25 protein-coding genes, 2 tRNA genes, 1 other RNA gene and 1 riboswitch are annotated in these 24,785 nt (G+C 64.0%); of the genes, 13 read left to right on the forward strand and 15 right to left on the reverse strand.

Going from position 1 to position 24,785, the window contains the following annotated elements; all coding sequences use genetic code 11:
- Positions 1–42 precede the first annotated feature (42 nt).
- Together BQ7471_RS09275 and BQ7471_RS09280 are read left to right on the forward strand one after the other, a co-directional pair.
- Positions 43–519, forward strand: coding sequence for an SRPBCC family protein (locus BQ7471_RS09275; RefSeq protein WP_076466344.1), 477 nt, complete (start codon positions 43–45; stop codon positions 517–519).
- Positions 520–529: 10 nt separating this feature from the next.
- Positions 530–1,606 (forward strand): Gfo/Idh/MocA family protein, encoded by a 1,077-nt coding sequence (locus BQ7471_RS09280; protein ID WP_159438540.1) that lies wholly within the window; start codon positions 530–532, stop codon positions 1,604–1,606.
- A gap of 12 nt (positions 1,607–1,618) precedes the next feature.
- Here the strand turns inward: BQ7471_RS09280 and BQ7471_RS09285 are convergent, their stop codons facing one another.
- The 8 genes from BQ7471_RS09285 to BQ7471_RS09320 all read right to left on the reverse strand — a co-directional run bounded on the left by BQ7471_RS09285 (position 1,619) and on the right by BQ7471_RS09320 (position 11,496).
- Positions 1,619–2,380 (reverse strand): class I SAM-dependent methyltransferase, encoded by a 762-nt coding sequence (locus tag BQ7471_RS09285; RefSeq protein WP_076466347.1) that lies wholly within the window; start codon positions 2,378–2,380, stop codon positions 1,619–1,621.
- Positions 2,381–2,476: 96 nt separating this feature from the next.
- On the reverse strand, positions 2,477–3,880 hold the full coding sequence (locus BQ7471_RS09290) for an amidase (protein ID WP_076465753.1): 1,404 nt from the start codon (positions 3,878–3,880) through the stop codon (positions 2,477–2,479).
- Between the two features lie 209 nt (positions 3,881–4,089).
- Positions 4,090–4,668, reverse strand: coding sequence for a nucleoside/nucleotide kinase family protein (locus tag BQ7471_RS09295; RefSeq protein ID WP_076465755.1), 579 nt, complete (start codon positions 4,666–4,668; stop codon positions 4,090–4,092).
- Positions 4,669–4,670: 2 nt separating this feature from the next.
- On the reverse strand, positions 4,671–7,013 hold the full coding sequence (locus BQ7471_RS09300; RefSeq protein WP_076465756.1) for an ATP-binding cassette domain-containing protein: 2,343 nt from the start codon (positions 7,011–7,013) through the stop codon (positions 4,671–4,673).
- Complete coding sequence (locus BQ7471_RS09305) at positions 7,010–7,612, reverse strand: ECF transporter S component (RefSeq protein WP_076465758.1); 603 nt, start codon at positions 7,610–7,612, stop codon at positions 7,010–7,012. Before BQ7471_RS09305 ends, BQ7471_RS09300 begins: the two co-directional genes overlap by 4 nt.
- A 33-nt stretch (positions 7,613–7,645) precedes the next feature.
- Positions 7,646–7,755, reverse strand: a riboswitch (TPP riboswitch).
- Positions 7,756–7,808: 53 nt separating this feature from the next.
- Entirely contained in the window at positions 7,809–9,233 is a 1,425-nt protein-coding gene (locus BQ7471_RS09310) for an amino acid permease (RefSeq protein WP_076465760.1), read from the reverse strand.
- Between the two features lie 197 nt (positions 9,234–9,430).
- Entirely contained in the window at positions 9,431–10,456 is a 1,026-nt protein-coding gene (locus BQ7471_RS09315) for a DUF5692 family protein (protein ID WP_076465761.1), read from the reverse strand.
- On the reverse strand, positions 10,453–11,496 hold the full coding sequence (locus tag BQ7471_RS09320) for a hypothetical protein (protein WP_076465763.1): 1,044 nt from the start codon (positions 11,494–11,496) through the stop codon (positions 10,453–10,455). The genes BQ7471_RS09315 and BQ7471_RS09320 overlap by 4 nt, the downstream gene beginning before the upstream one ends.
- A 174-nt stretch (positions 11,497–11,670) precedes the next feature.
- Between BQ7471_RS09320 and BQ7471_RS09325 the strand changes: the two genes are divergently transcribed.
- The 5 genes from BQ7471_RS09325 (at position 11,671) to BQ7471_RS09345 (ending at position 14,290) form a co-directional block, all read left to right on the forward strand.
- Positions 11,671–12,957, forward strand: coding sequence for a DUF5692 family protein (locus tag BQ7471_RS09325; RefSeq protein ID WP_162841043.1), 1,287 nt, complete (start codon positions 11,671–11,673; stop codon positions 12,955–12,957).
- Between the two features lie 62 nt (positions 12,958–13,019).
- Positions 13,020–13,754: a glutamine amidotransferase-related protein gene (locus tag BQ7471_RS09330; RefSeq protein WP_076465766.1), complete on the forward strand. Its 735-nt coding sequence runs from the start codon at positions 13,020–13,022 to the stop codon at positions 13,752–13,754.
- 106 nt (positions 13,755–13,860) lie between these two features.
- Positions 13,861–13,945: transfer RNA gene (locus BQ7471_RS09335), tRNA-Ser, on the forward strand.
- A gap of 83 nt (positions 13,946–14,028) precedes the next feature.
- Positions 14,029–14,124: signal recognition particle sRNA small type (ffs, locus tag BQ7471_RS09340), an RNA gene on the forward strand.
- Between the two features lie 93 nt (positions 14,125–14,217).
- A tRNA-Arg gene (locus BQ7471_RS09345) sits at positions 14,218–14,290 on the forward strand.
- A 134-nt stretch (positions 14,291–14,424) separates the two neighbouring features.
- Here the strand turns inward: BQ7471_RS09345 and BQ7471_RS09350 are convergent.
- From BQ7471_RS09350 to BQ7471_RS09370, 5 genes are all read right to left on the reverse strand, one after another.
- The gene (locus BQ7471_RS09350; protein ID WP_076465768.1) at positions 14,425–14,796 is read right to left on the reverse strand and encodes a hypothetical protein; all 372 of its coding nucleotides are present in this window, start codon (positions 14,794–14,796) and stop codon (positions 14,425–14,427) included.
- 57 nt (positions 14,797–14,853) lie between these two features.
- The gene (gluQRS, locus tag BQ7471_RS09355) at positions 14,854–15,807 is read right to left on the reverse strand and encodes a tRNA glutamyl-Q(34) synthetase GluQRS (RefSeq protein WP_076465769.1); all 954 of its coding nucleotides are present in this window, start codon (positions 15,805–15,807) and stop codon (positions 14,854–14,856) included.
- A 12-nt stretch (positions 15,808–15,819) separates the two neighbouring features.
- Positions 15,820–16,131: a thiamine-binding protein gene (locus BQ7471_RS09360; RefSeq protein ID WP_076465771.1), complete on the reverse strand. Its 312-nt coding sequence runs from the start codon at positions 16,129–16,131 to the stop codon at positions 15,820–15,822.
- A 75-nt stretch (positions 16,132–16,206) separates the two neighbouring features.
- Positions 16,207–16,623 carry a DUF4143 domain-containing protein gene (locus BQ7471_RS09365; protein ID WP_076465772.1) on the reverse strand — a complete coding sequence of 139 codons (417 nt, stop codon included), beginning with the start codon at positions 16,621–16,623 and terminating at the stop codon, positions 16,207–16,209.
- Positions 16,624–16,722: 99 nt separating this feature from the next.
- Positions 16,723–16,905, reverse strand: a complete 183-nt coding sequence (locus tag BQ7471_RS09370; RefSeq protein WP_076465774.1) for a hypothetical protein — start codon at positions 16,903–16,905, stop codon at positions 16,723–16,725.
- Positions 16,906–17,192: 287 nt separating this feature from the next.
- Between BQ7471_RS09370 and BQ7471_RS09375 the strand changes: the two genes are divergently transcribed.
- From BQ7471_RS09375 to BQ7471_RS09400, 6 genes are all read left to right on the forward strand, one after another.
- Positions 17,193–18,185, forward strand: coding sequence for a methionine ABC transporter ATP-binding protein (locus tag BQ7471_RS09375; RefSeq protein ID WP_076465776.1), 993 nt, complete (start codon positions 17,193–17,195; stop codon positions 18,183–18,185).
- Entirely contained in the window at positions 18,182–18,907 is a 726-nt protein-coding gene (locus BQ7471_RS09380; RefSeq protein ID WP_076465778.1) for a methionine ABC transporter permease, read from the forward strand. The genes BQ7471_RS09375 and BQ7471_RS09380 overlap by 4 nt, the downstream gene beginning before the upstream one ends.
- 283 nt (positions 18,908–19,190) lie before the next feature.
- Positions 19,191–20,030 (forward strand): MetQ/NlpA family ABC transporter substrate-binding protein, encoded by an 840-nt coding sequence (locus BQ7471_RS09385; RefSeq protein ID WP_076465780.1) that lies wholly within the window; start codon positions 19,191–19,193, stop codon positions 20,028–20,030.
- Between the two features lie 955 nt (positions 20,031–20,985).
- Complete coding sequence (locus BQ7471_RS09390) at positions 20,986–21,489, forward strand: DUF6318 family protein (protein WP_076463549.1); 504 nt, start codon at positions 20,986–20,988, stop codon at positions 21,487–21,489.
- On the forward strand, positions 21,479–22,426 hold the full coding sequence (locus BQ7471_RS09395) for a hypothetical protein (RefSeq protein ID WP_076463551.1): 948 nt from the start codon (positions 21,479–21,481) through the stop codon (positions 22,424–22,426). The genes BQ7471_RS09390 and BQ7471_RS09395 overlap by 11 nt, the downstream gene beginning before the upstream one ends.
- A gap of 445 nt (positions 22,427–22,871) precedes the next feature.
- Positions 22,872–23,330, forward strand: coding sequence for a GNAT family acetyltransferase (locus BQ7471_RS09400; RefSeq protein WP_076465781.1), 459 nt, complete (start codon positions 22,872–22,874; stop codon positions 23,328–23,330).
- A gap of 53 nt (positions 23,331–23,383) precedes the next feature.
- Here BQ7471_RS09400 and BQ7471_RS09405 read toward each other — a convergent pair whose 3' ends face one another.
- Positions 23,384–23,932: a YagU family protein gene (locus BQ7471_RS09405; protein WP_076465783.1), complete on the reverse strand. Its 549-nt coding sequence runs from the start codon at positions 23,930–23,932 to the stop codon at positions 23,384–23,386.
- A 214-nt stretch (positions 23,933–24,146) separates the two neighbouring features.
- The gene (upp, locus tag BQ7471_RS09410) at positions 24,147–24,785 is read right to left on the reverse strand and encodes a uracil phosphoribosyltransferase (protein ID WP_076465785.1); all 639 of its coding nucleotides are present in this window, start codon (positions 24,783–24,785) and stop codon (positions 24,147–24,149) included.

Raw genomic sequence — 24,785 nt, forward strand, 5'->3', positions numbered from 1 at the left:
GGACTTGTGGCCCCGGGCGCTTTCGGCGTCTACCGTTGTGTCATGAACTTCTTCGATGATGATGCAGGTATTCAAGCGGAAGAGGACTTCGACCGGATCGAAGTCGACTGTCTCATCTCCGCCCCGGTGGAGTCCGTGTGGGAGATCGTGTCCGAGCCCGGGTGGTGGGTCAATGACGGCCCCGTATCCGACCATGAGGTGACGCTCGGCGACGACGGCGTGTACCGCGTCTTCGATCCGGAAGCGGGTGATTGGCTCATTGAAAAAGCCGATGAGGACCCGATGGATGTGGTGTCCTTCCGCTGGTACCCCATCGCCTCCGATGAGCTCCCCGAGGAGTATGCGACGAGGGTGGAGGTGTCCGTGTCGGAGGAGCGCGGCGGCGTCGTCGTGCACGTCGAAGAGTCCGGTCTGTCGTCGGTCAGCGATGACGAGGACGAGGCCCGCCAGGTCTGGGAGGACGAAGCGGGCATGTGGGAGACAGCCCTCGAATCCATCCGGACGCATCTCGAATCGTGAGACCTTGACTATGATGAATCCCCACGCGAACCTCGCCCCGCTGCCCGCTCCGCTCGCCGACCTCGCCCGAGGAGTCGAACTGCCCGACCCGATGGACGCTCCCGCCATCCGCTGGGGGATCCTCGGAGCGGGACATATCGCCGCAACCTTCGCCCGAGACGTCAGCGCCTACTCCTCGGGAGTCATTGCGGGCATCGCAGCCCGCGATCCGCACCGCGCCGCCGAATTCGCGACCCGTATGAGTGTCGGACGAGCCTACGACTCCTATGAGGATCTCGTTGCGAGCCCCGACATTGATGCCGTCTACGTCGCAGCGATCCACCCCTTGCACGAACAGTTGGCGACTCTCGCACTCACCGCGGGCAAGCCCGTCCTCGTCGAGAAGTGCTTCACCATGGACGCCGTGTCCGCAGCCCGCGTCATCGACCTCGCCGCGAGCAAGGGCCTCTTCTGCATGGAGGCGATGTGGACCCGCCACCTGCCCCACCAGAGGGTCCTCAACGCCATCGTCGCGAACAACGGCCTCGGCGCCGTCACCACAGTCCACGCGGACCACGGTCAGAAACTCGAGCACGTGCCCCGCATATGGGACCCGGAGCTCGGGGGCGGGGCCCTCATGGACCTCGGCGTCTACTCGATGTCCTTCGTCCAACAAATCCTGCCGGATGCGGAACTCGTCTCGGCGAGCGCCAACCTCACCGACCTCGGCGTCGATATCCAGTCTGCGGCGCTGCTGCGCACCCCGATGGCAATGGCCACTGCCTCCTCGAACTTCAACGGCCGCTCGGCGACCTGCGCCGAAGTCGTCTTCGAACGCGGCGCCCTCGAAATGCCCCAGCAATTCTACCGCCCCACCGCGCTGCGCCTGCGCTCCTTCGAATCCGATCCGAGGGGAAACGGCGACATCGTCGAATGGGACGGCACTGTCCCCGGCGGCTTCCAATACCAGGCGGCTGAAGTCGCCCGGTGCCTCGCTGCCGGAGCGACCCAGTCCGACGCAATGCCGTGGGTGGACACTCTGCGCGTTATGGAACTGCTCGATGGAGTCCGCGCCGCGACCAACATCGTCTACCCCTGGGAGCGCTGAGCCGCTCGAATCTCACTTGCGGCCCGCGGTCCACACGAGGGTCATGTACGGGATTCGGATCAGTTCGCCGGGGGAGTCGGACAGGTGCTCGTAGAGATACCAGCGCAGATTGTTCTGCATGCGCTCCCGCCCGGCGTCATCCTGGCGCAGGTAGGAGGAACGCGTTGTCCCCAGTCGGAGGATCTGCTCCGGGGTGAGAGCATCCTTCCACACACTCACGTGCAGCAGCGGCTCGGTGAAGAAGGGCCCGAAGGCCGGTGGGGTGTCCGGCCGATGCACATCGCCCGACCTCATAATGCGCGTCAAGCGGTGCACCCACGGCACCGACACGTCCATCTGGTTCCACACCGCGGCCAGGACTCCGCCGTCGGCGAGAATGCGATGGGCCTCTGCCGAGGCGCGCTCCTCGTCGACCCAGTGCCACGACTGCGCGTAGACGATGAGGTCGACGTCGCCGTCGGGCAGCCCCGTGTCCTCGCCCGCCGCATCGTGGACGCAGATCCTCTCAGTCGCGGGCGATACAGCGGGGTCGCTGATCGCCACATGCAGCTGTGCGCGCATCGCCTCCGAGGGCTCCACCGCCTCCACTTGCAGCCCTCGTGCAGCGAGCAGCAGCGTCATCTTGCCGGTCCCCGCACCGATATCCGCGACTCGGCGAATCTCGCAGCCGCGGGACGCCCCGGCCACCCCCAGCACATGGTCGACGACCCCGCTCGGGTACGCGGGGCGGACTCGTGCATACTGCGGGGAGGCGATGTTGAAGGGGTTCATCATGCACTGATCGTCGTGCCGCTCGCCGCGCACTGGGCTTGTCGGCCCACTCCCGTCATACTCACGACGGTATCTCTGCAGCATCTCTGCAGCGCCGCCCTAGTCATCGACGAGGGCGACGGGCGCGCTCAACTCGGTCCCGTGCGCTTCAATCGAAGCGGCCACACTCACCAGGACATCCTCTCGGCCGCTGCGGGCGATGAGTTGCGCGCCCACCGGCAGGCCTCGTGCGGTGAAACCGGCATGAACGGAGGCGGCCGGATGGCCCGTCACATTGAACAGGGCCGTATTCGACACGATTGGCGTCGAGACGACGAGCGAGGACACCACTCCCCTCCCCGACAGGGCATGAGCCGAGACCGGAGGCGCCAACAGGGTGGGGATCATGAGCAGATCCGCACGCCCGAAGGCTTCATCCAGGCGCTCGGCGAGGCGGTGGGAATAGGCGTGGGCCGCGCGGATCACCCTCGTGCCGTACAGCGAGCCAATGCGGGCGAAAGTCTTCGTCGTCGGTGCGAGCGCATCCGGGTCGTCCACCTGTCGCGCCTCCTCGGCAATGCCCGCAGCGAAAAGAGTGAGGAACGGGGCCGTGGCGATCGGCCACTTCACGTGCGCCGAGCGCACATCATGCCCCGCTGCGCTCAAGCGATCGCCGAAGGCGGCGACGACCCGGGCGACGTCGGCGTCGGGCGAGGATCCGGGCATGATCTGGTTGGAGGCGGTGAGAATGCGCAGAGGACGAGCCGCGGCGGCCCCCGCAGGGGAATCGATGAGTGGACGATCCCGTGCGGCGAGCCGCCACCGATCTGACGGGGTATTCCCACTGATCACATCGAGGACGATCGCCATGTCGCGCGCGGTGCGGGTGATCGCCCCGAACGTCGCCAGCCCGTACCAGTGCTCGGCGAGAGGCGCCGAGGACACGCGCCCCCTCGTCGGTTTGAGACCGAAGACGCCGCATGCGGACGCGGGGATGCGCAAGGATCCGCCGCCGTCGGCGCCCATCGCGATCGGCACGATTCCGGTGGCGACGGCCACTGCCGAGCCCGCGGAGGATCCTCCCGGCGATCTGGTGGGGTCCCACGGGTTGAGCGTCGCGCCGTGGTGGGCGGACTCTCCGACCGGAAACTGCCCGAACTCCGGCATATTCGTGCGCCCAACGATGACCGCCCCGGCTTCGCGCAGGCGCCGGACCACTTCGCAGTCGCGTGCCGCGGGCCGTTGGTTCGCGCGTCCGCCCAGGCTCGTGACATCCCCGGCGACGTCGTACTCCTCCTTGACGGCGATGGGGACTCCGGCGAGCGGCCCCTGGTGGGGTCCCGAGGCGTCGAGGGCGTCCGCCTCGGCGAGGGCGGCACCGGCGCGTACGACGGTGAAGGCGTTGAGGAGGGGATCGAGCCGGTCGATCCTGGCGAGGGCGGCCTCGACGACTCGTCGGACCGTCGTGCGGCCCGCCCTCACATCGGCGGCGATCTCATGGGCGGAGAGCGGCTGGGTCGGCATGGGGACTCCCCTCAGTCGAGGACGGGTGCAATCATTCGCATCATAATCGCCCCGCCCTCGGAGGCGGTTCCCGCAAGACTCATCGTCCACTGATCCGCATTCGGGCCATGCACCGGGCTTGTCCGTCCATTCCGGTCATACTCCTCATACTCCGCATTGGAACGCTGAGAGAATGGGGGTCGAGCGGGGCGAACGCCCGCGGTCGGCACTCACGTGAGGACGACGAGGTCGGCCAGGTCGTCGGGCCGATCGTCCTCCAGGCGCGCCTCGTCCTGGCGCGCCCACGTGTCCCACCACATCCGATACGTCTCCCCGTCTCGGTCGATGGCCCGCTGATAGCGCACGGGTTCGCCGCCTTCTGCCTCCACCCAGATCGCGGCATCCGCCAGGGGCCGCGTGCACCGAGTCAGCACTCCGCACCCCTCGACGATCGTGACGACGCCCGGTGTAACGGCCACCGTTTCGGAAGGCGAGGAGGCGGTCCAGTCCCACGTCGCATACTCGCCGACGCGCCCATTCCTCAGTGCGGTGAGCAGGTCGCAGGTCGTCGCCTGCGCATCGCGTAGCCCCTCCCACCCCGCATACCACGAGTCCGGTCCCAGTACACGCGCGGGCACGCGAAGATCCGCGCGCACTGCATCGGCGATGAGGCGTGCGCACGTGGACTTTCCCGCCCCGGATAGTCCATCGACGAGGACGATCGGGGTCGCACTCGTCGACGCGGAGACGGCACTCACGCAGTGGGAGCGAAGGGCCCTGGGCAGGCGCTCGTCGTTGAAGCGGACCATCCTCATCGTCCGATCAACTCGAAGGTGCCCGCCGCCACCGCGCATCCCAGGCCGATCACGGGAACGGCGATCGCGATCACCACCATCGCCGCATCGGCAGGCCCTATTGTCGACTCTCGGGCCCAGGTGCGCTCCACTGGAGCCCCGAAGCCGCGCGCCTCCATCGTCAGCGACAGCTTCGCCGATCGCCGCAGGGCGAAGACGAGCAGGGAGAAGGAACCTCGTGCGGCGGAGACCAGCTTATGGGAGTCCCCGATGCCGCGGACCCTGCGCGCCTGCTCAAGGGCCTTCCAATCCGCTGTCATCAGTCCCGTCATGCGCGCCGCTGCGAGAGTCGCGAGGACGGGGCGCGACGGCAGGCGGAGGACCTGCGCCAGCCCATCGGCCATATCCGTCGGATCAATGCGCGACAGCAATACGATCGCGGGCATGCCGATCGCGAGGACGCGCACGAGGATGCCCGCCGACAGCCACACGGAGCGGTGGGAGACGATCGCAGGGCCGAAGGACCAGTAGATCGCTCCCCCCGGATTCGCATACAGCAGCATCGACATCGCGGCGACGGGAGCGGCGATGAACAGCGGCACCATGCGCGCCGCCACGACTGTCGGTCTCATTCGCGATGCGATGACGATCCCCATCTCCAATGCGAGTGCGACCCCGGCGGAGACGATGTCGATGGAGATGATGAGCGGCGTCGTCATGACGATCAGTGCGAGCACCTGCGTCACCGGGTTGACCCGGTCGAGGATCGAGCGCGCGGTGCGCGGCGCCGACTCGGATCGTGCGACGCTCGAGCGGGACTCCCCGGGCGAGGACGACCGGTCGTCGGAGCGGCTGCCGCCCTCGTCGGTGTGGGACACTCCAACATCGCCGAGATCGATTACTGCATCCCCCATCGCCTCGACGAATGCAAGATCGTGTGTGATCGACACGAGAGTCGTTCCGCGCTCGCGGGCGCGCCTCAAGAGGCGCACCAGCTCGAGCCACGTCGCACGGTCCTGTCCGAAGGTCGGCTCATCGAGGATGAGGAGTTCGGGCGCGCTGATGAGAGCGGTTGCGACGGACAGTCGGCGCTTCTCCCCGCCCGACAGGGTCATCGGGTTCGCGTCGGCGAGGCGGACGAGGTGCAGCGCTTCAAGATGCTCATCAACGAGGGAGACGAGTTCCACGCCCTCGACACCGCGAATACGCGGCCCGATCTGCAACTCCTCACGCACGGTGCGGGCGACGAACTGGTACTCGGGCTCTTGGAACACCATGGAGACCCGCCCGAGAAGATCCTTCGAACTCCACTCATGAGGGTCGGAGGATACGGCGGGGGAGCCCGAGGCAGGGGTCATGGAGATCGTTCCGGACAGTTGGGGGAGGAGTCCCGCCAGAGTGAGGGCGAGAGTCGTCTTTCCTGCGCCGTTTGCTCCGACGATGCAGGTGGAGCGGCCCCGGGGGATGCTCATCGTGATGGAGGAGCGGACGGGATGGCCCGGCGAGTAGCCGATCGACAGGTCCATCGCCGTCAGGATGGGGGAGTCGCGCGGCGGAGCATCCGGGCGGTCAGGCTTCAGGCTCGCCGACTGCGCGTTCAGCGCCGCCGTCGCATCGTCGCCGGGCAGCCAGATGCCGCGCTCCGCAAGAGTCTGCCCCTGATGGGCGAGGACCTCGTCAATGCTCCCGTCGGCTTCAATGCGCCCGTCGAGGATCACGATGACCCGATCGACCAGGCTCGCCCACACGTCGACGCGGTGTTCGATGACGATGAGAGTCGCACCCGAGGCGGCGAGCACCCGTTCCACGGCATCGCGCACGCCGACGACGCCCTCGGGGTCGAGGTTCGCCGTCGGCTCGTCGAGGAGCAGCAGCCCCGGATTCATCGCCAGCACCGAGGCGAGGGCGAGGCGCTGCTTCTGCCCGCCCGACAACCTCGACGTCGAACGGTGGGGGGCGACAGCAAGGTCGACTGCTGCGAGCGCCTCGTCGACGCGCGGCCAGATCTGCTCACGAGCAACCCCCAGGTTCTCCATACCGAAAGCGACATCGTCTCCGACGCGCGCCAGGACGACCTGCGCCTCGGGGTCCTGCATGACGAGGCCGATCCGGCCCCGCTGTTCCTCGGGGTTTTTGCCGTCGACGGTGAGGGTGCCGCGGGACTCGCCCTCGTCCTCGCCTCCGAGGATCCCTGCCAGGCCCGCCATGAGAGTCGACTTACCAGAGCCCGACGGGCCGAGGATGAGGACTCGTTCCCCCGGCGCGATGTGCACCGTTACGTCATCGAGCGCCCATGCGAGGCGACCGGCGTGGCGCCATCCCCACGACTCGATATCGATGCGGGCGGGAGTGCGGATCATACTCGCCGTCGCTCGTCGAGTCCGGCGGCGAAACGATCGAGGGCGCCCGTGCGGGCAAGTCCCTTCATGAGGAGCCACGCGGCTCCCCCGCCGAGGATGGCGCCGGAGATGATGAGCGTCGTGAAATAGATGGTGAGAAATGTCGGACCCATGGCGAGATTGCCCGAGGTGAATAATTCGAGAGCCCATGCGCCGATCCCCGAAGCGGCGCCCGACAGGAGGGCGACGATCGCGTTGTAGCGGCGATAGGCGACGATGAGGAACACGAGTTCGGCCCCCAGGCCCTGAGCGAGGCCCGAGTACAGCGTCGAAATTCCCCATTGGGAGCCGAGGGCGGCGGAGACGGATGCGGCGGCGACCTCGACGAGGATCGCTGCACCGGGCTTGCGAATGATGAGCCCGCCGAGGGTCCCCCCCAAATACCAGATGCCGGTGACGATGCCGCCGAAACCGGGGGTGAATCCGTCGAGGAGCGTGTAGCTGACGCCTCCGATTTGATTCCATACGAGGAATATGAGGCCGCAGGCGACGCCGAGGACGGCGGCGGTCACCATGTCGACGACGCGCCAGCGAAGAGTTGGTGATGCGATGTGAGCCATGCTGAAGGATCTCCTCTCGTATGCAGCATGGTGCGCACGAGCGGGGAGCCTTCCTACGCCGGCATTATCCGGATCAGGTTCGACGGTCGAGAGCGCGATGCTCTCCTCTCAACCCGGTTTCTCGGGTTCCCGTGGCACTGGATCAAGTTTAGCGCGTGTCGAAGCCGTGTGGCGAATCAGGTGGTCGCGCGAACGCTCAGTCGTCGGGCAGGACCACTCCGGTTTCGGCGCGCGTGAGCATCCGGTGCCGGTTAATGAGGGCGGCGACAACGATGAACACGATCCATACCGCGGAGGCGACCAGACCGATCCGGGTGTCGGGCTCGAGGCTCAAGACGATGACCATGAGGGACATGAAGACGAGAACGATCTTGGCCGACCATGCGCCGCCCGGCGCTTTGAAGGTCGACGTCTCATGCAGGTGTGGCCGATTGCGCAGGTACAGCAGATAGGCGACGACGATGATGACCCACACGCCCATGAATAGCGTCGCCGACATGGATGTCACCAGGGTGAAGGCTGAGGAGATGGAACTATCGGAAGTCATGAGGATGATCGCGCTGAGCAGGAATACGCAGGACAGGAACAGGGCGTTGCGGGGGATGTGGCGCTTCGAGAGTCGGTGGAAGATCCGTGGTGCGTCGCCGCGCCCGGCCAGGCCGAACAGCATTCGCGACGTTGAGTAGATCCCCGAGTTCGCCGACGAGGCCGCAGAGGTGAGAACGACGAGGTTGACGATCGTCGCCGCTGCGCCGAGCCCCGTCATGGAGAACATCGTGACGAAGGGGGAGCGTTCGGGGTCGACCTGGTCCCATGGCGTGACCATCATGATCGCGGCGAGGGCGGCGACGTAGAACAGCATGATGCGCACGGGGATCGAGTTGACGGCCTTGGGGAGGGTCGTCTCGGGGTGTGCAGTCTCCGCGACGGTCGTCCCGACGAGTTCGATGCCGACGAAGGCGAAGAGCGCGATTTGGAATCCCCCGAGGAATCCGGAGAATCCGGTGGGGAACAGGCCCCCGTGGCTCCACAGATTCGATACGGCTGCGGGTGTTCCCGCCTCGTCCACGGTTCCCAGGGCGACCATGGCGATGCCGACGACGACGAGGGCGAGGATCGCGACGATCTTGACGAGAGCGAACCAGAACTCCGTCTCACCGAAAGCCTTCACCGTCATCGCATTGAGTGAGAAGAGCAAGAGCGTCATGATCGTGATGGGTATCCACGCGGGCGTATTCGGCCACCAGAAGCGTATGTATCCGGTGATCGCCACCATGTCGGCGACGCCGGTGACGACCCAGCACATCCAATAGGTCCAGCCGGTGACAAACCCCGCCCACGGGCCGATGAGGTCGCGCGCGATGTCGGCGAAGGTTGCATAGCGCTGGTCGGAGAGGAGGAGTTCACCCATCGCCCTCATGAAGAGGAAGAGGACGGCGCCGATGATGATGTAGACGAGGAGCACCGAGGGTCCGGCCGTTGCGATCGTCTTGCCCGATCCCATGAATAGGCCGGTCCCTATGGCCCCGCCGATGGCGATGAGCTGGATGTGGCGGTTGTGCAGGTTGCGCTGCAGCTGTTGGCCCGTCAGTGCGGCGGCGGTCTGGTTCGTCGAGTCCATGAGGCTCCTGTTCAACAGCATCCAACCATACCGGGTCTGCGGCGAGGCGCGGTGATGCGTTTACGCTACTCCAGTGCCCGCGCGCCCACCGAATCCGGACTCTGCCGGAGTGAGCGGCGGCGGGCCGTCACGGGCGCCGCCCGCGTTCCACCGGCGGGGACCGGTTCCCTCATCGGGGGCGGGAACACCGGATCCGGTCAGGCGTATCCGACCTCCTCGGGGGATGCACCGAGACGTGCCGCGATGAGGCGCTTGTCCTCATCGGAGGCGAGGTCGCGCACCCACTGCGCGTATGCCGGGGTGTCGGAGTACACCTCCTGTGTGAAGGGGTTGCGGTGAAGCGTCACTATCCGATGGACGTGCCTGCCGAAGACGTAGACGTTGAGGACAAGGGCGAGCCCGGAGACGAGGAGCATCGCGTAGGGGTTGTGGGCGCTGCGGTGAGCGAACATCGAGTCCTGCATGAAGTGGGGGAAGGTGAGGACCACCGTGCACCAGAAGGTCAAGGTGTAGGCGCGGTATTGGATCCACGCCCCCCGCCCGAACTTCATGAATGCCGGGATCGTGCACGAGGCGAGCAGGGCGACGCCCGAGTACCAGGCGCGATCCGCCAGACAGTTGTACACGTAGGCGACGTTCCACGCGTCGTAGGCGATGATCCACCAAATGGTGAGGTCACCCCACACGAGCGCCCGCTCCTTCCCCTTCGATACGAAGATGCCGATCCATCCCGAGATGGCGAGCAGGTTCAAGATTCCCGCGATGCCGTTCATGATGTTCCACGGCCCGCCCCACGTCGTCATGCCCTGGACGGGGTCAACGCCGTGGATGGAATAGCACTGGAAATCCCGGACGACGGCCTCGGCAATATTGATCGCGAGGATGAGCGGCGGGATGAGCAGATACCAGCGGTTGTGCCGCAGTTTCGGGAAGAACTGCAGGGCGACGAGGCAGAGGGAGCCGGCGAGGGCGGAATATTGTTTGACGATGGGGAACCAGCCGGCAGATGCCGTTCCCGCAGTCGATGTTGGCCACCAGAAGAAGGTGAGGGCGACAGGGATGACGATGAAAACGGCGAGAATGGCCCACATATTCCGCTGCGCGAGCCAGGCGGTGAAAGCAAGACCAGCGATGACGACGACGAGCATCGCGTAGTCCCACCATTCGCCGACCTCGAAGAAGAACAGCGTTGGATAATCCGGAGGGATGATTCCGCCCGTCATCGCTGCTCCTTGCCCCATTGGGGAAGGTAGCTCCGTTCCATCTTCTGACGGATCTGCTCATCCCAGGAAAACTCCGGCTCACTCCACCCCTCGAAGTAGGAAGCATCGACCTCCGACTCCCACGGCGTTCCCGGCCCGGTCGGCGGCCAGGATGGATCATCGGTGACCGGCGGTCGGATCTCGGCGACCGCAGGAGCCGAGCGGCCGAAACGGAACCACTGAGTGTAGGTATCCTCGAAGAGAGGAGTGCCGTCGTAGCGTCCCGCCGGAGTCGGGGTGCTGAAGAAGCGGCCGCCGAGCATCCCGCGCATGAATCTGCCCGTCAAATGTTGCTTCTTCTTGAACTCGAGGACGCGCTTGACGTAGAGGTTTTGCAGGTGCGTCATGCATCCGCCGATGAACTCGATGTTGATCCAGTTGAGGGCGGTCATGGCGGGGCTGGGCGGCTCATAGCCGATGCGCCAGTGGTTGATGAGGCGGGTGCGACCGCCCTCGAGCGGGACCACATAGAAGCACCAGGCGGCGGCGAAGTGCGTCATCCCGGGGAACCGGAAGGCGTACGATCCGGGGGCCTTGGGCGGGTTCTTCGTGTCGACCCACTGAACCATGTACTTGCCGGGCACGATGTCCGCCCACTCCATCGACATGCCATGGAAATCGAAGGCCGCGATGTCGCCGGGCATCATCGAGTCGGGCTGTTGAAACTCCTCCTGGATCTCGTAGGAGTTGAAGAAGGGCAGGCGCGCGAAGGTGCGCTCGAGGAACTCCGAGGAGAAGGATCCGGACTTCTCGGCGCCGATCTGCTTGAAGAGGCGCCACACCGCGTACGCGGGGGCGTCAATGGTGATCGCATAGGTCGAGGAGTAGCCATTGTCGTAGTTCGCGTCGATGAGATCGTCTCCCGGATAGCGCCAGGCCTGTTCCTCGGGCGTGGCCTTGCCGGTGAGTTGACTGAAGGCGTACATGCCGCCCAGGAGCGCCGTCGCCCCTGCCAGTCCTGCCGCGCACAGGGGCCTGATCCGTGATGAGTGCCGTGCCATGAGTCCTCCTCCTTGAGGGTCACACGAGGGTCGTCGGTCCCGGTGATGCGCTGACGACGAGGTGGAGTTCTCGCGCAATCCGATGGCCTATGACGAAGCTCGCACATTGTGGATATCGAGGTACTAGGGTAGTCGCTTAAACCCAGCTCAGTTGCAGTTTCAAGGAGAATGATCGTGAATTCGCTATTCCTATGGGAGAGCGGCACCCCTAAGGTCTACCTCATCTGGTTTGCCGTCCTCGCCGCTCAGATCCTCGTCGCCGAGATCAATCGGCGCTGGAATTGGACGATCTTCGCGGTGTGGACCGTCGGCGGCATCGCCCTCATGCCCTACGCGTGGATACACGGAACGCCGATGGTCGGCTGGTTCCCCTTCGGCAAGTACGCCATCATGATTCTCACGGCGACGATGACCGGGATCGTCCTCGTCTATGCGAAGCGCAATCCCGCCAAAGCCCACAAATATGCAATCTGGCTCGGCATCGCACTGTGGATCGGCCTGGCGGTCAACATCATGGAGGCGAACATCCGCGACCTCACGATCTGGTGGAATGCGGATGCCTATTACGCCTGCGGAGCCGACTGGCAGTGTCTGAAGTCCGTGAACGACTCCCACACGATCGACATGATCGCAGGACTGCCCGAGGCGCGAGGCGTCACCGCTCAACTCCACTCCACAGCCTGGTACCAGGAGGTCGCCGCGAACCTGTCCGCCCGTCATATCGGCATCGATCCGGCCACCGGCTTCCGGACAATCGGTGGCTACTGGAATCTCATGTCGGCCGCGGCGGGCCTGCTCAACATCATCACCATCACCGGGCTCGGTAAGATCATCGCGACCTCACCCGGCAAACAGAAGGTGCGCGGCCTCATCTGGGTCGATATGGTCTGGCCCTGGGTCATCGCTTACGACTTGTGGAATCACGCCTTCCTGTACAACTCGCTCGCTGACTACACGTGGTACTGCACGCTCGCCCTACTGCTCGCCTGCACGATCCCGGCCTTCACTTGGGCGAAGGGCCAGTGGATCTGGTTCCGCTGCTTCACCCTCGTCTTCTGGATCTCAATGAACACCCTTCTACCCGAGGTGCTCGTCCCGCCCTCGGACATCTTCAATTTCGCGACGATGGATCCGGCGGCGAACATCACCTGCGCCGCCCTCGCGCTCGCGGCCAACGTCGCCCTCTTTGTCTACTGGCTCTACAAGATCATCGTCTTCAGGAGGAACCCGATCACCGGTGTCCTGTACTGCGAGTTGAGCGAGTTCAAGACGATCGTGCGCGAACACTGCGACGACCGCGATAAGTACTTCATCGTCGACCGGATCCCGCAGACTCCTGAGGAACTCGGCTATGAGCCCGAGTCGCCGGAGCCCCCCGACGACGGTTACGCCTCGTGGATGCCGTGGTGGCGCGGAGAGGATCGCCGTTACCCGAAGGCGCGCACCCCCCTGCGTGAGTGAGGGGCAACCAGTGGGTGGACCCGGGGTCGCCCTCCGCGCATTCCTTACTTAGGGTTGAAGCCATGAAACCTTTCCTTTTAGTCTCGACCCGCCCTGAGGAAGAGGCGATCGAAGCGGAGTACCGCTCGTTCCTCAAGGTCACCGGATTGACTGAAGGGGAGCTCGAGCAGGTCAGACTCGATATGCTGGGCCTGCCCGACATCGATGTGCATGCCTATGCGGGCATCATCGTCGCCGGCTCCCCCTACGGCACGACGACGCAGGACGACTACAAGCCCGCGACGCAAAAACGCACGGAGGCCGAACTGATGCACCTCCTGCACGACATCGTCGAGGCGGACACCCCGTGCTTGACGACGGGGTACGGAACCGAGGTTGCGACTGTTCTGCTGGGCGGTCGAGTGACGACGAAATGGGCGGAGTATCCGCAACTGACCGAAATCATGCTGACGGCCGAGGGCATCGACGACCCCGTGTTGGAGGGGTTCCCGAGGACATTCCTCACGTATGTCAGCCACCATGAGGCCGTCGAAGAACTGCCCGAGGGCGCGGTTCAGCTGGCGAAGTCCCTGACCTGCCCGGTGCAGATGATGCGTCTGTCGAACAAGTTCTACGCGACGCAGTTCAATCCCGAGTTGGATTCGGATGCGATTCGTGCCGCCTTGGAGCGCTATGAGGATGCGGGTTATCCGGGAACGGATGACTTGGAGTCGCTGGTTCTCATCGGCCGCAGCGGCGAGGGCAATCATCTGGCGGGCAAGGTGGCGGAGAATTTCGTCGCGCGCTTCCGGCAGTGACGGGCCGACGTGCAACGTGAGTAACGCCATGGGCATGGGGCGCCGGCAGGTTCGCGTTTTCCCCCCGCTTCCGTTTAGGATGATTGCGCGCATGCACGTGCGCTCCGGAGGATTCGCCTAGTGGCCTATGGCGCACGCTTGGAAAGCGTGTTGGGTGCAAGCCCTCGGGGGTTCGAATCCCCCATCCTCCGCTCACACCCCGGCTCGTGAGGAGCCGGGGTTTTGCTTAGGGTCCTCGCAGTGCCATGGATGCGAGAAGACGTGTAAACTATGGCGTGGTCCTCCACGTGACGGCATCATCCGAACCTCCCCAGGGCTGGAAGGCAGCAAGGATAAGGGTGCGCTACCGGGTGCGTGGAGGATCCTTCATTGTTCACCTTTCTGCGGTGTGACAGACCACCCACCCGCCAGTTTGTCTTCGGCGTCAATGGCGCGCTAATGTGGATTTCAGCCAAACGGCGATGCGCTCGTAGCTCAATGGATAGAGCATCTGACTACGGATCAGAAGGTTGGGGGTTCGAGTCCCTTCGAGCGCGCAGCGGCCCCCCTCGGTGCGATCCACCGGTGGGGGTTCAGCATATTGTGAGGAGTGGAGCCCACGATGAGCGGCCCCCGCTCCTTTCTCATTTGGCTGCCGGAGGGTCAAAGGACCGATGTGGCGACTACACCGTCAGACGAGGACGCTGACCCGCCATCGGCCCTCCTCGTCAATGGAGGCCCGCGCTCTGACCGCAGTGGTCTTCAGACCGTTATCGGCGCGCATCTTCTCCAGCGCACCCGTCGACTGCTCATGAGTGAGGAACGCAATCGGCGTCCCCAGACAAGTGATCTCCAGCTGTCCATCGGAGAATGTTCCGCGAACGAGGGCGAGGCAATGGAACTCCGTGACGGAGGCCGCCCCCGCTTCCCATTTCTCTCGCCGTGCGCGCTTGGCGACGGCGGCGTGCAGTTCTTTCGACGGCGAAAGGTCGACCCAATCCTCGCCGGGCAGCACGATGATCGTCGGTTCTTTATAGCCGAGAAGCTTTTGGAAGAAGTCCACGCACTCAGTGTGCCAGACCTCCGGCACCGTCCGCCGCCATCGACGAAGGCGGGGCGCTCAGCGGGCAAGTACTGTCGCGGGCCCGCCGGTCGGAGGCTCGACCACCCACGGTTCGAGCGGCAGAGCCCGAAGCGCGCTCATATCGAGAGCCTCCGCAATATCCGATGCCGCTCGGGCTCCGCGTACTCCGAGCGACAGTCCGATCCATTCGACGGCGTCTCCCACGTTCCAGGACAGTTCGGCAAGGTCGGACAATGTGACGGCGCCGTCGCGCTTGGCGAGTCTGGCGCCCGAGGGGGCGAGGGCGAGTGGCACATGCACATAGGTCGGCACCTTAATCCCCAACAGAGTCGCCAACGCCGCCTGGGCGGGCGCCTGGCTGAGCAGGTCGTCTCCCCGCACCACTTGGTCGACGCCCTGGAAACCGTCGTCCACCACCGCGGCGAGGTTGTATGCGGGCACCCCGTCACTGCGCCTGACGACGAAGTGGTCGACGGTGCCCGTGTAGGAGCCGTGAAGTTCATCGACGACGGTCCACGTGGCTGCAGGGGCACGCAGCCGGAGCGCGGGCATACGGCTGTGCGCAGCGAGTGCATCGCGCCGAGCGGCCCTGTCGGCGTCGGACAGGTGAAGGCAGGTCCCCGGGTAGTGGCCGGGCGGGATGTGGGGCGCCGACGCGGCCTCTCGGATGTCGCGCCTCGTGCAGTAGCACTCGAAGACGAGGCCGCGCCTAGCGAGGTCGGCGAGGGCATCCATGTGGGCCTCGTAGCGCGTCGTCTGGACGAGGATCTGGCCGTCCCAGTCAATGCCGACTGCCGAGAGGTCGTCGATCTGGCGCAACGCAGAGCCCGAGCGCACCCGGTCGATGTCCTCAATGCGCAAGACGAAGGAGCGTCCGGTTTTGCGTGCCCACGCCCATGCGAGGATAGCGGTGCGCAGATTCCCCAGGTGGAGGTCGCCCGTCGGCGAGGGCGCGAAACGGCCGACACCGGGGGAGACAGGACCGGTCACGGGGCGTCCTCGTCAGTCGTCGAGGTCGGCGAGGACGGCGTTGAGGCGGTCGACTTTCGCCTGCATCTCATTCGAGCGTCCGGGACGCAGGTCTGCCTTCAATACGAGGGAGACGCGGGGAGACACCTCGGACACTGCATCGCACGCCGCTTTGATGACGGGCATGACCTCATCCCAGGAGCCCTCGATGGTGGTGAACATTGAGGAGGTCTCGTTGGGCAGGCCGGAGTCGCGGACGACTGCAACGGCGCGGGCGACGGCTTCGGTAACGGCGCCATCCGCGTGGGGGGTGGTGGCGGGTGAAACGGAGAAGGCGAAGAGCATGCCGCCAGTCTACGTCCCCGCACCACCCGGGCTCTGAACAACCCGAGGTCGACGGGGGCATGATGGCGGAAGCGCTCAGGCGCCGAGGAGGGCGAGGGAGACGACTGCAGCGCCATCTGCGCGACGGTAGGAGCGAGAACCCGTCGTCACAATGACCAGATCTGCGATGTCGTTGCGACGCTGATCATGTAGCCACTGGAGGTGTCTCACGTCCTCGTCTGTCACATTCGCAGTCAACTTGACTCCGACGACTCGACCGTCTTGTCCCTGAGCGATGAGATCGACTTCGTGCTCGCCCTTGAGGGTGCGCAAGTGACTCGCAGTAGCGAAAGAAGCCTCGACGGTGACGCGAACAGACAGGATCGCTAGAGACTCGAAGAGCCGACCGAGGAACTGCGAGTTCCGAATCGTCGTCGGTGAAGAGACTGAGATCCATATGAGACGGAGAGCGAGTGCCGGACCTGCGAGGTGGTGCTTCGCTGACTTCACCACCCGTGGAACGTCGCTCCACGCCGGAACAGGATCGAGTATCCAATCCGACTGAGTGTCTCCCTATACAGCGATGTAGTTGTCTTCGCGGCATCAAGTATTTCAATGTAGTTCGTGGTGGTCGACGATTCGGGAGATATACGAATCGAGTTGAGCGTTGTACACGACCTCGGGTGACCCCAGAAGGTCGGGGAAACCGCCGGTGGCGATCGCAGTGATGTAGTCGGCGAGGCCGAGCGCGGTTTCACCGCCGATATCGGCGCTACCCGACAGCAGTTGCGCCATCGATATGGTTGGTTCTTCCTATCCGCGTTCAAACAGGGCCATCGGATGCATGCGCAGGGAGAGGATCCGTCCCGCCCCGATGGCGATGGGCCGCCCGCCTAGTCCTTTGTCGCATTGGGCGGAGTGCTCGCCGTCGTCGATTTTCAACTTGGATAGGTAAAACCACAGTTCAAAGCCTATTCGTTGTCATATTTTGGAGCCGTGCAACACGGGATTTGGGCCTCCTCCCGCCCGCCTCTATGCTGAAACGCAACATTCAACCAGCGCGCCCATCAATGGAGGACGACATGATCGACCTGCGCGGAGTACGTAAGGTCTATTCCGTAAAAGGCGGCAACGAAGTCGTTGCCCTCGACAACGTGACACTGCGCGTGGAAAGGGGCTCCATCCACGGCATCGTCGGTCAATCCGGTGCGGGCAAATCCACCCTCATCCGTTGCCTCACCGCCCTGGAACACCCCAGCGAGGGCAATATCGTCGTCGACGGCCTCGACCTCGCCATCCTCAAGGGGAAAGAACTGAGGGAGGCTCGTCGGCGCATCGGCATGGTCTTCCAATCCGCGAATCTCCTCGACTCGCGAACCGCGGCGCAGAACATCGGCTACCCCCTCAAACTCGCAGGCGTGCCGAAGGACCAGATCACGACGAGGGTTGACGAACTGCTCGCCCTCGTCGGCCTCGCCGGACGCGGAGACTCCTACCCCTCTCAGCTCTCCGGCGGCCAGCGCCAGCGCGTCGGCATTGCACGCGCGCTGGCGGACAGCCCCGCGGTGCTCCTATGCGACGAGCCGACTTCGGCCCTCGACACCGAGTCGACCCGGCAGATCCTCGAACTGCTCCGTGATATCCGCGAGTCTCAGGGCGTGACCGTCGTCGTCATCACCCACGAAATGGCGGTCGTCCGCGAGATCTGCGACGCCGTCACACTGCTCGGCCACGGGCGTGTCATCCAGACGGGCGCAGTCGAAGAGGTCGTCTCCGACCCGACGAGCCCCCTGGCGCGTGAACTCGTCCCCGCCCCCGCCGTCGAAGACGCGGACCTCCGCGAGGACACGACGCTCCTCGATGTCATCTTCACTTCGCGCCCCGGCGTCCCCACCGGCGCGACCGTCCTCTCGCTCGCGGCATCCATGGGCGCCGATGTCACCGCCGGTACCTTCGAATCCCTCGGCCAGACGCAGATCGGCAGACTCGCCCTGGAAGTCCCCTCCTATCACGCGCAGCAGATCATCAACCAGCTTCGCGACCACCAGATCTACGCCGAGGTGAGGTCCGTATGAGTCCCCAACTTCTCGCCCTCGAAGCCGCTGTCCTCCTCCCGGCGGGCAAGAACGACCCGACATGGCTCGACAACCCCGCTCTGACGAAGCAATTCGTCCCCGCGATCATCGACACGCTCCTCATGACCGGCTTCTCGACGCTGTTCACCGTCCTGCTCGGCGTCCCCCTCGGCCTGCTGCTCGTCCAAACCGGGAAGAACGGGCTCACCCCGAACCGCCCCGTCTATGAGACCGCATCGACAATCGTCAACATCATCCGATCGCTGCCGTTCATCATCGGTGCGATCATGCTGATCCCCGTCACCCGCCTCATCGTCGGCACATCCCTGGGGTGGAAGGCGACCGTGGTTCCCCTCGTCATCCTCGCGGTGCCTTTCTTCGCCCGCCTCGTCGAATCGAATATCCTCGCGATCGACGCGGGCAAAATCGAGGCCGCGCAAATGATGGGCGCGTCGAATAGGCAGATCCGCTGGGGCGTCCAGGTGCGCGAGGCCGCGCCGATGCTCGTCCAGTCGGTCACGACTCTCGCGATCACGCTCATCAGCTATTCGGCGATGGCGGGGGCGCTCGGCGGCGGTGGTCTTGGCCAGATGGCCATCAACTACGGGTATAACCGATTCCAATACGATGTGATGATCTCCACCGTCATTGCGATCATTGTCATCGTGCAGCTGGTGCAGATGATCGGCGATCTCATCGCCCGCCGCCTCGATCATCGCTGAGCGCTTCAGGGGCCGTTGGCATGGATTCCGATCCATTGCGTCCCCTGAAGCCGTTGTGATCCATGTACACGCGGTACTCGGCTCCACCCGTAATTGCATGCGCGACGACCCATCGCACCTTGTGCATACCGGTGTTACATTCTTCCGCATTGTGTTCGCCTTGGAAGAGGCCGGGGTGTATCCACCATGATGATGTCATCACGCCGAGCAGCGGTCCTGCGCTGCGGCTCCGCCCTCGTGAAAGAGACGACGGGGGCGACAGACTGAGAAAGAGAATCCCATTATGCGCACCCTTCGTACCGCGGCCGCCGTTTCCGCAGCCGCCGCCCTCGCCCTCGCCGGCTGCTCCGGCTCTACGACGAGCACCTCGGACTCCTCCGCCCCGGCAGCCGACTCCGGCGTCGTCACCCTCACTGTTGGCGCTTCGCCCTCGCCGCACGCCAAGATCCTCCAGTACATCGACGACAACCTCGCGGCCGATGCGGGCATCGACATTGAGATCGTTGAATACTCCGACTACATCCTGCCCAACACGGCACTTAATGATGGCGACCTCGACGCGAACTTCTACCAGACCGTCCCTTACCTCGAACAGCAGGAGCGTGAGAACGGATACGACTTCGAGCCCGGCACGGGCGTTCACCTCGAGCCCCTCGCCGTCTACTCGTCGAAGATCAAGGATCTCACGGACCTTCCGGCGGGCGCTACGGTCGGCATCATCAATGATGTCACGAATCAGTCCCGCGCCCTCAAACTCCTCGCCGACCAGGGCCTCGTGAAGCTCCCGACCGACGGCTCCGACGCGAATGTCAACAATGTGACCGCCCTCAAGGACTTCACCTTCCAAGAGGTTGAGGGTCCGCAACTGGTCCGCGCACTCAACGATGTGGATGTCGCCGTTATCAACGGCAACTACGCTCAGGAGGGCGGACTTACCCAGGCCAATGACGCTATCGTCGTCGAGTCCCCCGAGAACAACCCCGCCGTGAACGTACTCGTGTGGAAGGCGGGGGCCAATAAGGCGGGTGCCATCGCAGAGCTGGAGAAACTCCTCCACTCCGATGAGGTGAAGCAGTTCATCAAGCAGACTTGGGCAGACGGTTCCGTCATCCCGGCGTTCTGATCCAGCTGTTTCATCGGGGCTGAGACACAGCCGCGCTGAGAGAGGGGTCCACTTCGGTGGGCCTTTCTTTCTTTCGGGGTGTGGGGTGTGCGCAGCCTTGAGGAGTGCGCCGGGGACCTGGAGTGCGCCGGGGACCTGTTGATGAGTGCGGGGTTACGTCTCTGACAGCGTTTTACAGGTACCGCTTGAGCGGATGGCATGCGTGCCATGCCGGACTATTCGGCGCGGATTCATCTGCGAGCACGTGTAGGCGATGGAGGAAGGCGACGCGGCGTATGCCCTTTACACTTGGGCGCCGATCGGGACTCCCGTCAAGAGCCACTACTGATGGTTGTGTGCACATTGAGGGCGATCCAACAGGACCGTCCTCAACGTGCAATACCCTCGCTGTTATGCGCACAGTTTCTTCGTGTGAGTTCCTGCTAGGGCCAGTTGTTAGTGGTGTGGTCTGTGTATACGTTTTCAAGGGTTGGTGTGTAACCATGTGGATGGGTGGAGGCTGTGTGTTGTGTGGGGTGTGGGGGTTATCCACAAGGGGGGTTAGGGTGCGTCTATGACCCCGAACACGCACCCGATGAACGGTCCTTCCAAGGGCGGCACTCCCTGTCGGCAAGCGGCATGGATCTTTGGCCCGGACACTGAGGTCGGTGCCGACGATGTCACTACTGTGAGCCGCCACCCCGCTCCCCCCACGCACGCGAGTTCTGCTCTTCATTTGGACACGCGTACTTTTGTTGGCGCATATCACCGTGCGGTGTTTGATGTGTGTCGTCTTGTGGGTGCGGTTGTACGAGGTGTGCGCGGTAGGACAGGAGGGTGTGGTGTGTTTGGTGGCGTGCGTCGTCTTGTTGGTGGTGTTGTGGCGTTATGTGTGGTGGGGCTGGGTGTGGGGGCGTGTGGGTCTTCTGGTGGGACTGAGGCCGCTTCCGGCGTGCAGTCTGGTGTGGAGCGTCAGATGTCGGGGGAGTACATTCTCAACCCTGATGGGACGTTGTCGAAGATACCCGTCCACGTGCACGAGCCGCAGCTTCAGTCCAATGCGTATACGTATTCGGCTTTTGGTGCAGAACAAGCCGCGAAGCATTACCTGGCGCTCATGGACTACGCGTGGGAGACCGGAGACACCACCTCCATTCGAGCGTTCGTCAACGCCGATACCTGCGCCGGGTGCATGGACCTCATTGAGCGGGCCGAGAACTTGTACGCTTCGGGTGGATGGTCACATCACGGGAAGTACACGGTTGTTGAGGTTCACGAGACCATTGATTTGTCTGATCGGGTAGGCATTCCGAATTCTTTCGCAGTGAGATTCCTCGTCCGCAACGAAGCGGCACAGACCTATCGGGATGGGGTCCTCACTGACCATCCTGAGTCGCTCGCGCTCGTTGATTTGTTGATGCATTGGGATGGAGAAAAGTGGTACGTGTATGAACAGGAGGCGAATGAGTATGAGGGGTAGACGTTTCGTCGCAGTAGTTGCGCTCACACTGGTTGCAACGGTGTTCTCATCCCCGACCGCAGTGGCCGATTCGATCGATACCAAAGCCATTCAGCATTCAACTGATGGTGACACGGTCACTGTTGGTGCGGAGCGGCAGGCGGAGCAGGATTCTGGGGCGTCTGTTGATTCGTCTGTGGTTGAGTCGGGTGAGGTGCGTGTGGGGGTGGCTCCTGAGGTGGAGCGGAGGTTGTCGTGTTGGCAGAAGCGGGATGCGGGGAATTTGGATCTGGAGGATCCTACGTGCAAGAACGTGACGTGGACTGCGGGGGCGAATGGGGTTCCTGACGATAACCACGATCAGAGGATTCGCTTGCCTGTGCCCACCACTGATGAGGAGCCTGTTGACAGTGTTCCTGACGCTCGCGTGCTGTTGGAGTATGCGGTCGCCCGCGTGCAGGCTAGTGGCGCTGGCTTGGTGAAGCAGCCCACGTGGGACACGCTCATCGATGTGCCCACCCTGGTGTATGTCACTGCCCCGACGCAGACGCTGACCACCACCTTGTTCGGCGCACAGGTGACCCTCACCTTGGAGGCGACACGGTTCTCCTATGACTTCGGGGACGGGACTGCGCCGGTGGTGACCACAGACCCGGGTGCCCCGTATCCGGCCACGCGCGTGTATCACGTGTATCAGCGTAAGCAGCCGGATGTGGTGATCACGCTGACAACGACATGGCGGGGTAGTGTGACCAGTCCTTTTGACGGATCGACAGCCTCTTTGAATGGTGTGGTGACGACGGTAGAGTCCACACAGCCATTTAAGGTGTGTAAGGCGCATATTTACACGGTTCCTCTCCCAGAAGAACGCACCCGCGAAGAACAAGCCCACCTCGATGAGTTCGAGCGCCGCTCCACACAAGAATGCCACCTCTGGAACACCACCCCCACCCACTAAACACACACAACACAACAACAACCACACGGGGATAACGGCAGAGATGCAAAGGCGAACGCCAGCAGCCGCGACGCCGCGCCGGGTTGTCGCCGAACAGCGCCGCTAGCCGTGGAACCGTACAGGTCATCACGGAACCGCGGAACAACCACAGGGACTGCACCAGTACTCACAGAACACCGCCAACAGTCATGAAGCGGGAGCAGTGACCATACCACTCCGCGCCAGGCACGATGACGCCGTCGTCCTATCGACTGGTTGACCACGGCACGATGTCCGCGACACCCTCGCGACGGTTAAGTGGCGGACAGGACGAGGTTTGCGGCGAGGGAGTGGCCTCCTATCGTCTGCTTGACCCGTCGAGGGCGTGGCGACAAGGATGAGTGACTACGACGATGCCCAGACAGGGTCGCCGGTACTCCTGAGACCACACCAATGAGGAGGCTCCATGACCACGACCGTGATCAGTGAGCTCAACGAGGCTGACGCCCCGGCCGCCGCGCACCTGTGGGCCGAATGTGGCCTGACCGTCCCGTACAACGATCCCGAGACGGATTATCTTCGGGCGCTGCACAGCCCCTCGTCAACGGTTCTCGGCATTCGAGCGACGGTTGCTCCAGATGCCGAGTCGAGTGGCCTCATTGGCACCGTCATGGTCGGACATGAAGGGCACCGGGGTTGGATGTACTACGTGGCGGTGCACCCCGACCACCGCGGCCGAGGCTTAGGGGCCGCCCTCGTCCGAGCAGCGGAGGAATGGCTCGACGAGCGCGGGGCTCCGAAGGCAATGCTCATGGTGCGGGCGACGAATGAGCGCGCTCAGGGCTTCTACCGGGCACTCGGCTATGAGACGTCGACCGTCACCGTCATGCAGAAGTGGCTGTGCCTCCCCAGAAGCAGGGGGTGAAGAAACGGCCCGCCCTCGTGACGAGGACAGGCCGCGAAGCACCTGAGCAGTGATCAGTGGGATTCGAGGGCGAATTCCGGATCGGGCTGCTTGGTGAAGCGGCTGCGCATATCGCGTCGGAAGACCTCAATGACCCACATCCAGATGATGTGGCCGAAGATCTCCGAGAAGTGCTCCTGCCAGGGCTGATCCCACGGGGCGGGGACGATGCCTATGAGGGGCATGAAGATGACGTGGAAGCCGATCCACACGGCGATGCCGAAAACGGCTCCCTGCCACATCTTCACCTGGGGGAAGCGTTCCGCGAGGATGCAGTACACGACGGCGCAGCCGATGGAAAAGGCGAAGTGGATGATGAAGGACATCCACGGCAGCCCCTCGTTGCCGTTGAAGGCGTACGAGGCGTGCGTGAGATCGGTGTTCATTCCGAACAGTTCAAGCAGCGCCTGGGGCGGGTTCGTCGCGTTGCGCTCGGGGGTGCGCGGGGGCAGCGGGACCTCCCAGCCGAACTTGATGATGGCGGATACGAAGCCCCCGATGATGCCGACGATTGCGGCAGTGGTGTAATTCCTGCGCGAGGGATCAGTCTGTTGGAGTGTCATGCCCTCAGGGTATGTCAAACGATGGGTATGAATGTAAGGGCATCGGTTTGAGATGAATGGCTCATTCACCTATAGGGATGGGTGAGTGGGACGAGACGTGGGACCATGGTCATGTCGACGGGCGATGCATCGTCTCCTCCGGTCCGAGGACGCCCCGCCTTCGTGACGAGGACGGGGCGCAGTCGGCAACGAAACAGCAGTCGATGAAGCGGGATCAGTCGACGATGCCGTAGAGGCGATCGCCCGCATCGCCCAAGCCGGGCACGATATACGACTTCTCGTTGAGACACTCATCAATGGCGGCGACCACGACGGTCACATCCGCGCGGTCCCCGATCGCGGCCTCCAGAGTCGCAACGCCCTCGGGAGCGGCAAGTAGGCAGACGCAGGTAACATCCTTCGCGTCGCGCTCGAAGAGGTAATTCGTCGCGGCGACCATCGTGTGACCGGTCGCGAGCATCGGGTCGAGGATAAAGCATTGACGTCCGGATAGGTCGTCGGGCAAACGATTCGCGTAGGTCTCGATCTCGAGAGTGTCCTCATCACGGCGCATCCCGAGGAATCCGACTTCCGCGGTGGGCAGCAGGCGCGTCATCCCTTCGAGCATACCCAGTCCCGCTCGCAGGACGGGAACGACGATCGGGCGGGGCTCGGAGAGCTTCCGGCCGACGGTGGGGGCGACCGGCGTATTGATCGCCGTCTCGGTGACGGCTACGTGCCGGGTCGCCTCGTAGGCGAGGAGGGTGACGAGCTCGTCGACGAGTTGGCGGAAGGTCGCGGACGGGGTGTCGCGGTCGCGCAGGACGGTAAGTTTGTGACTGATCAGCGGGTGGTCCGCAACATGTACGTGCAT

This window comes from Actinomyces mediterranea (genome assembly GCF_900155595.1).
In the GTDB taxonomy this organism is placed as follows: Bacteria; Actinomycetota; Actinomycetes; order Actinomycetales; family Actinomycetaceae; genus Pauljensenia; species Pauljensenia mediterranea.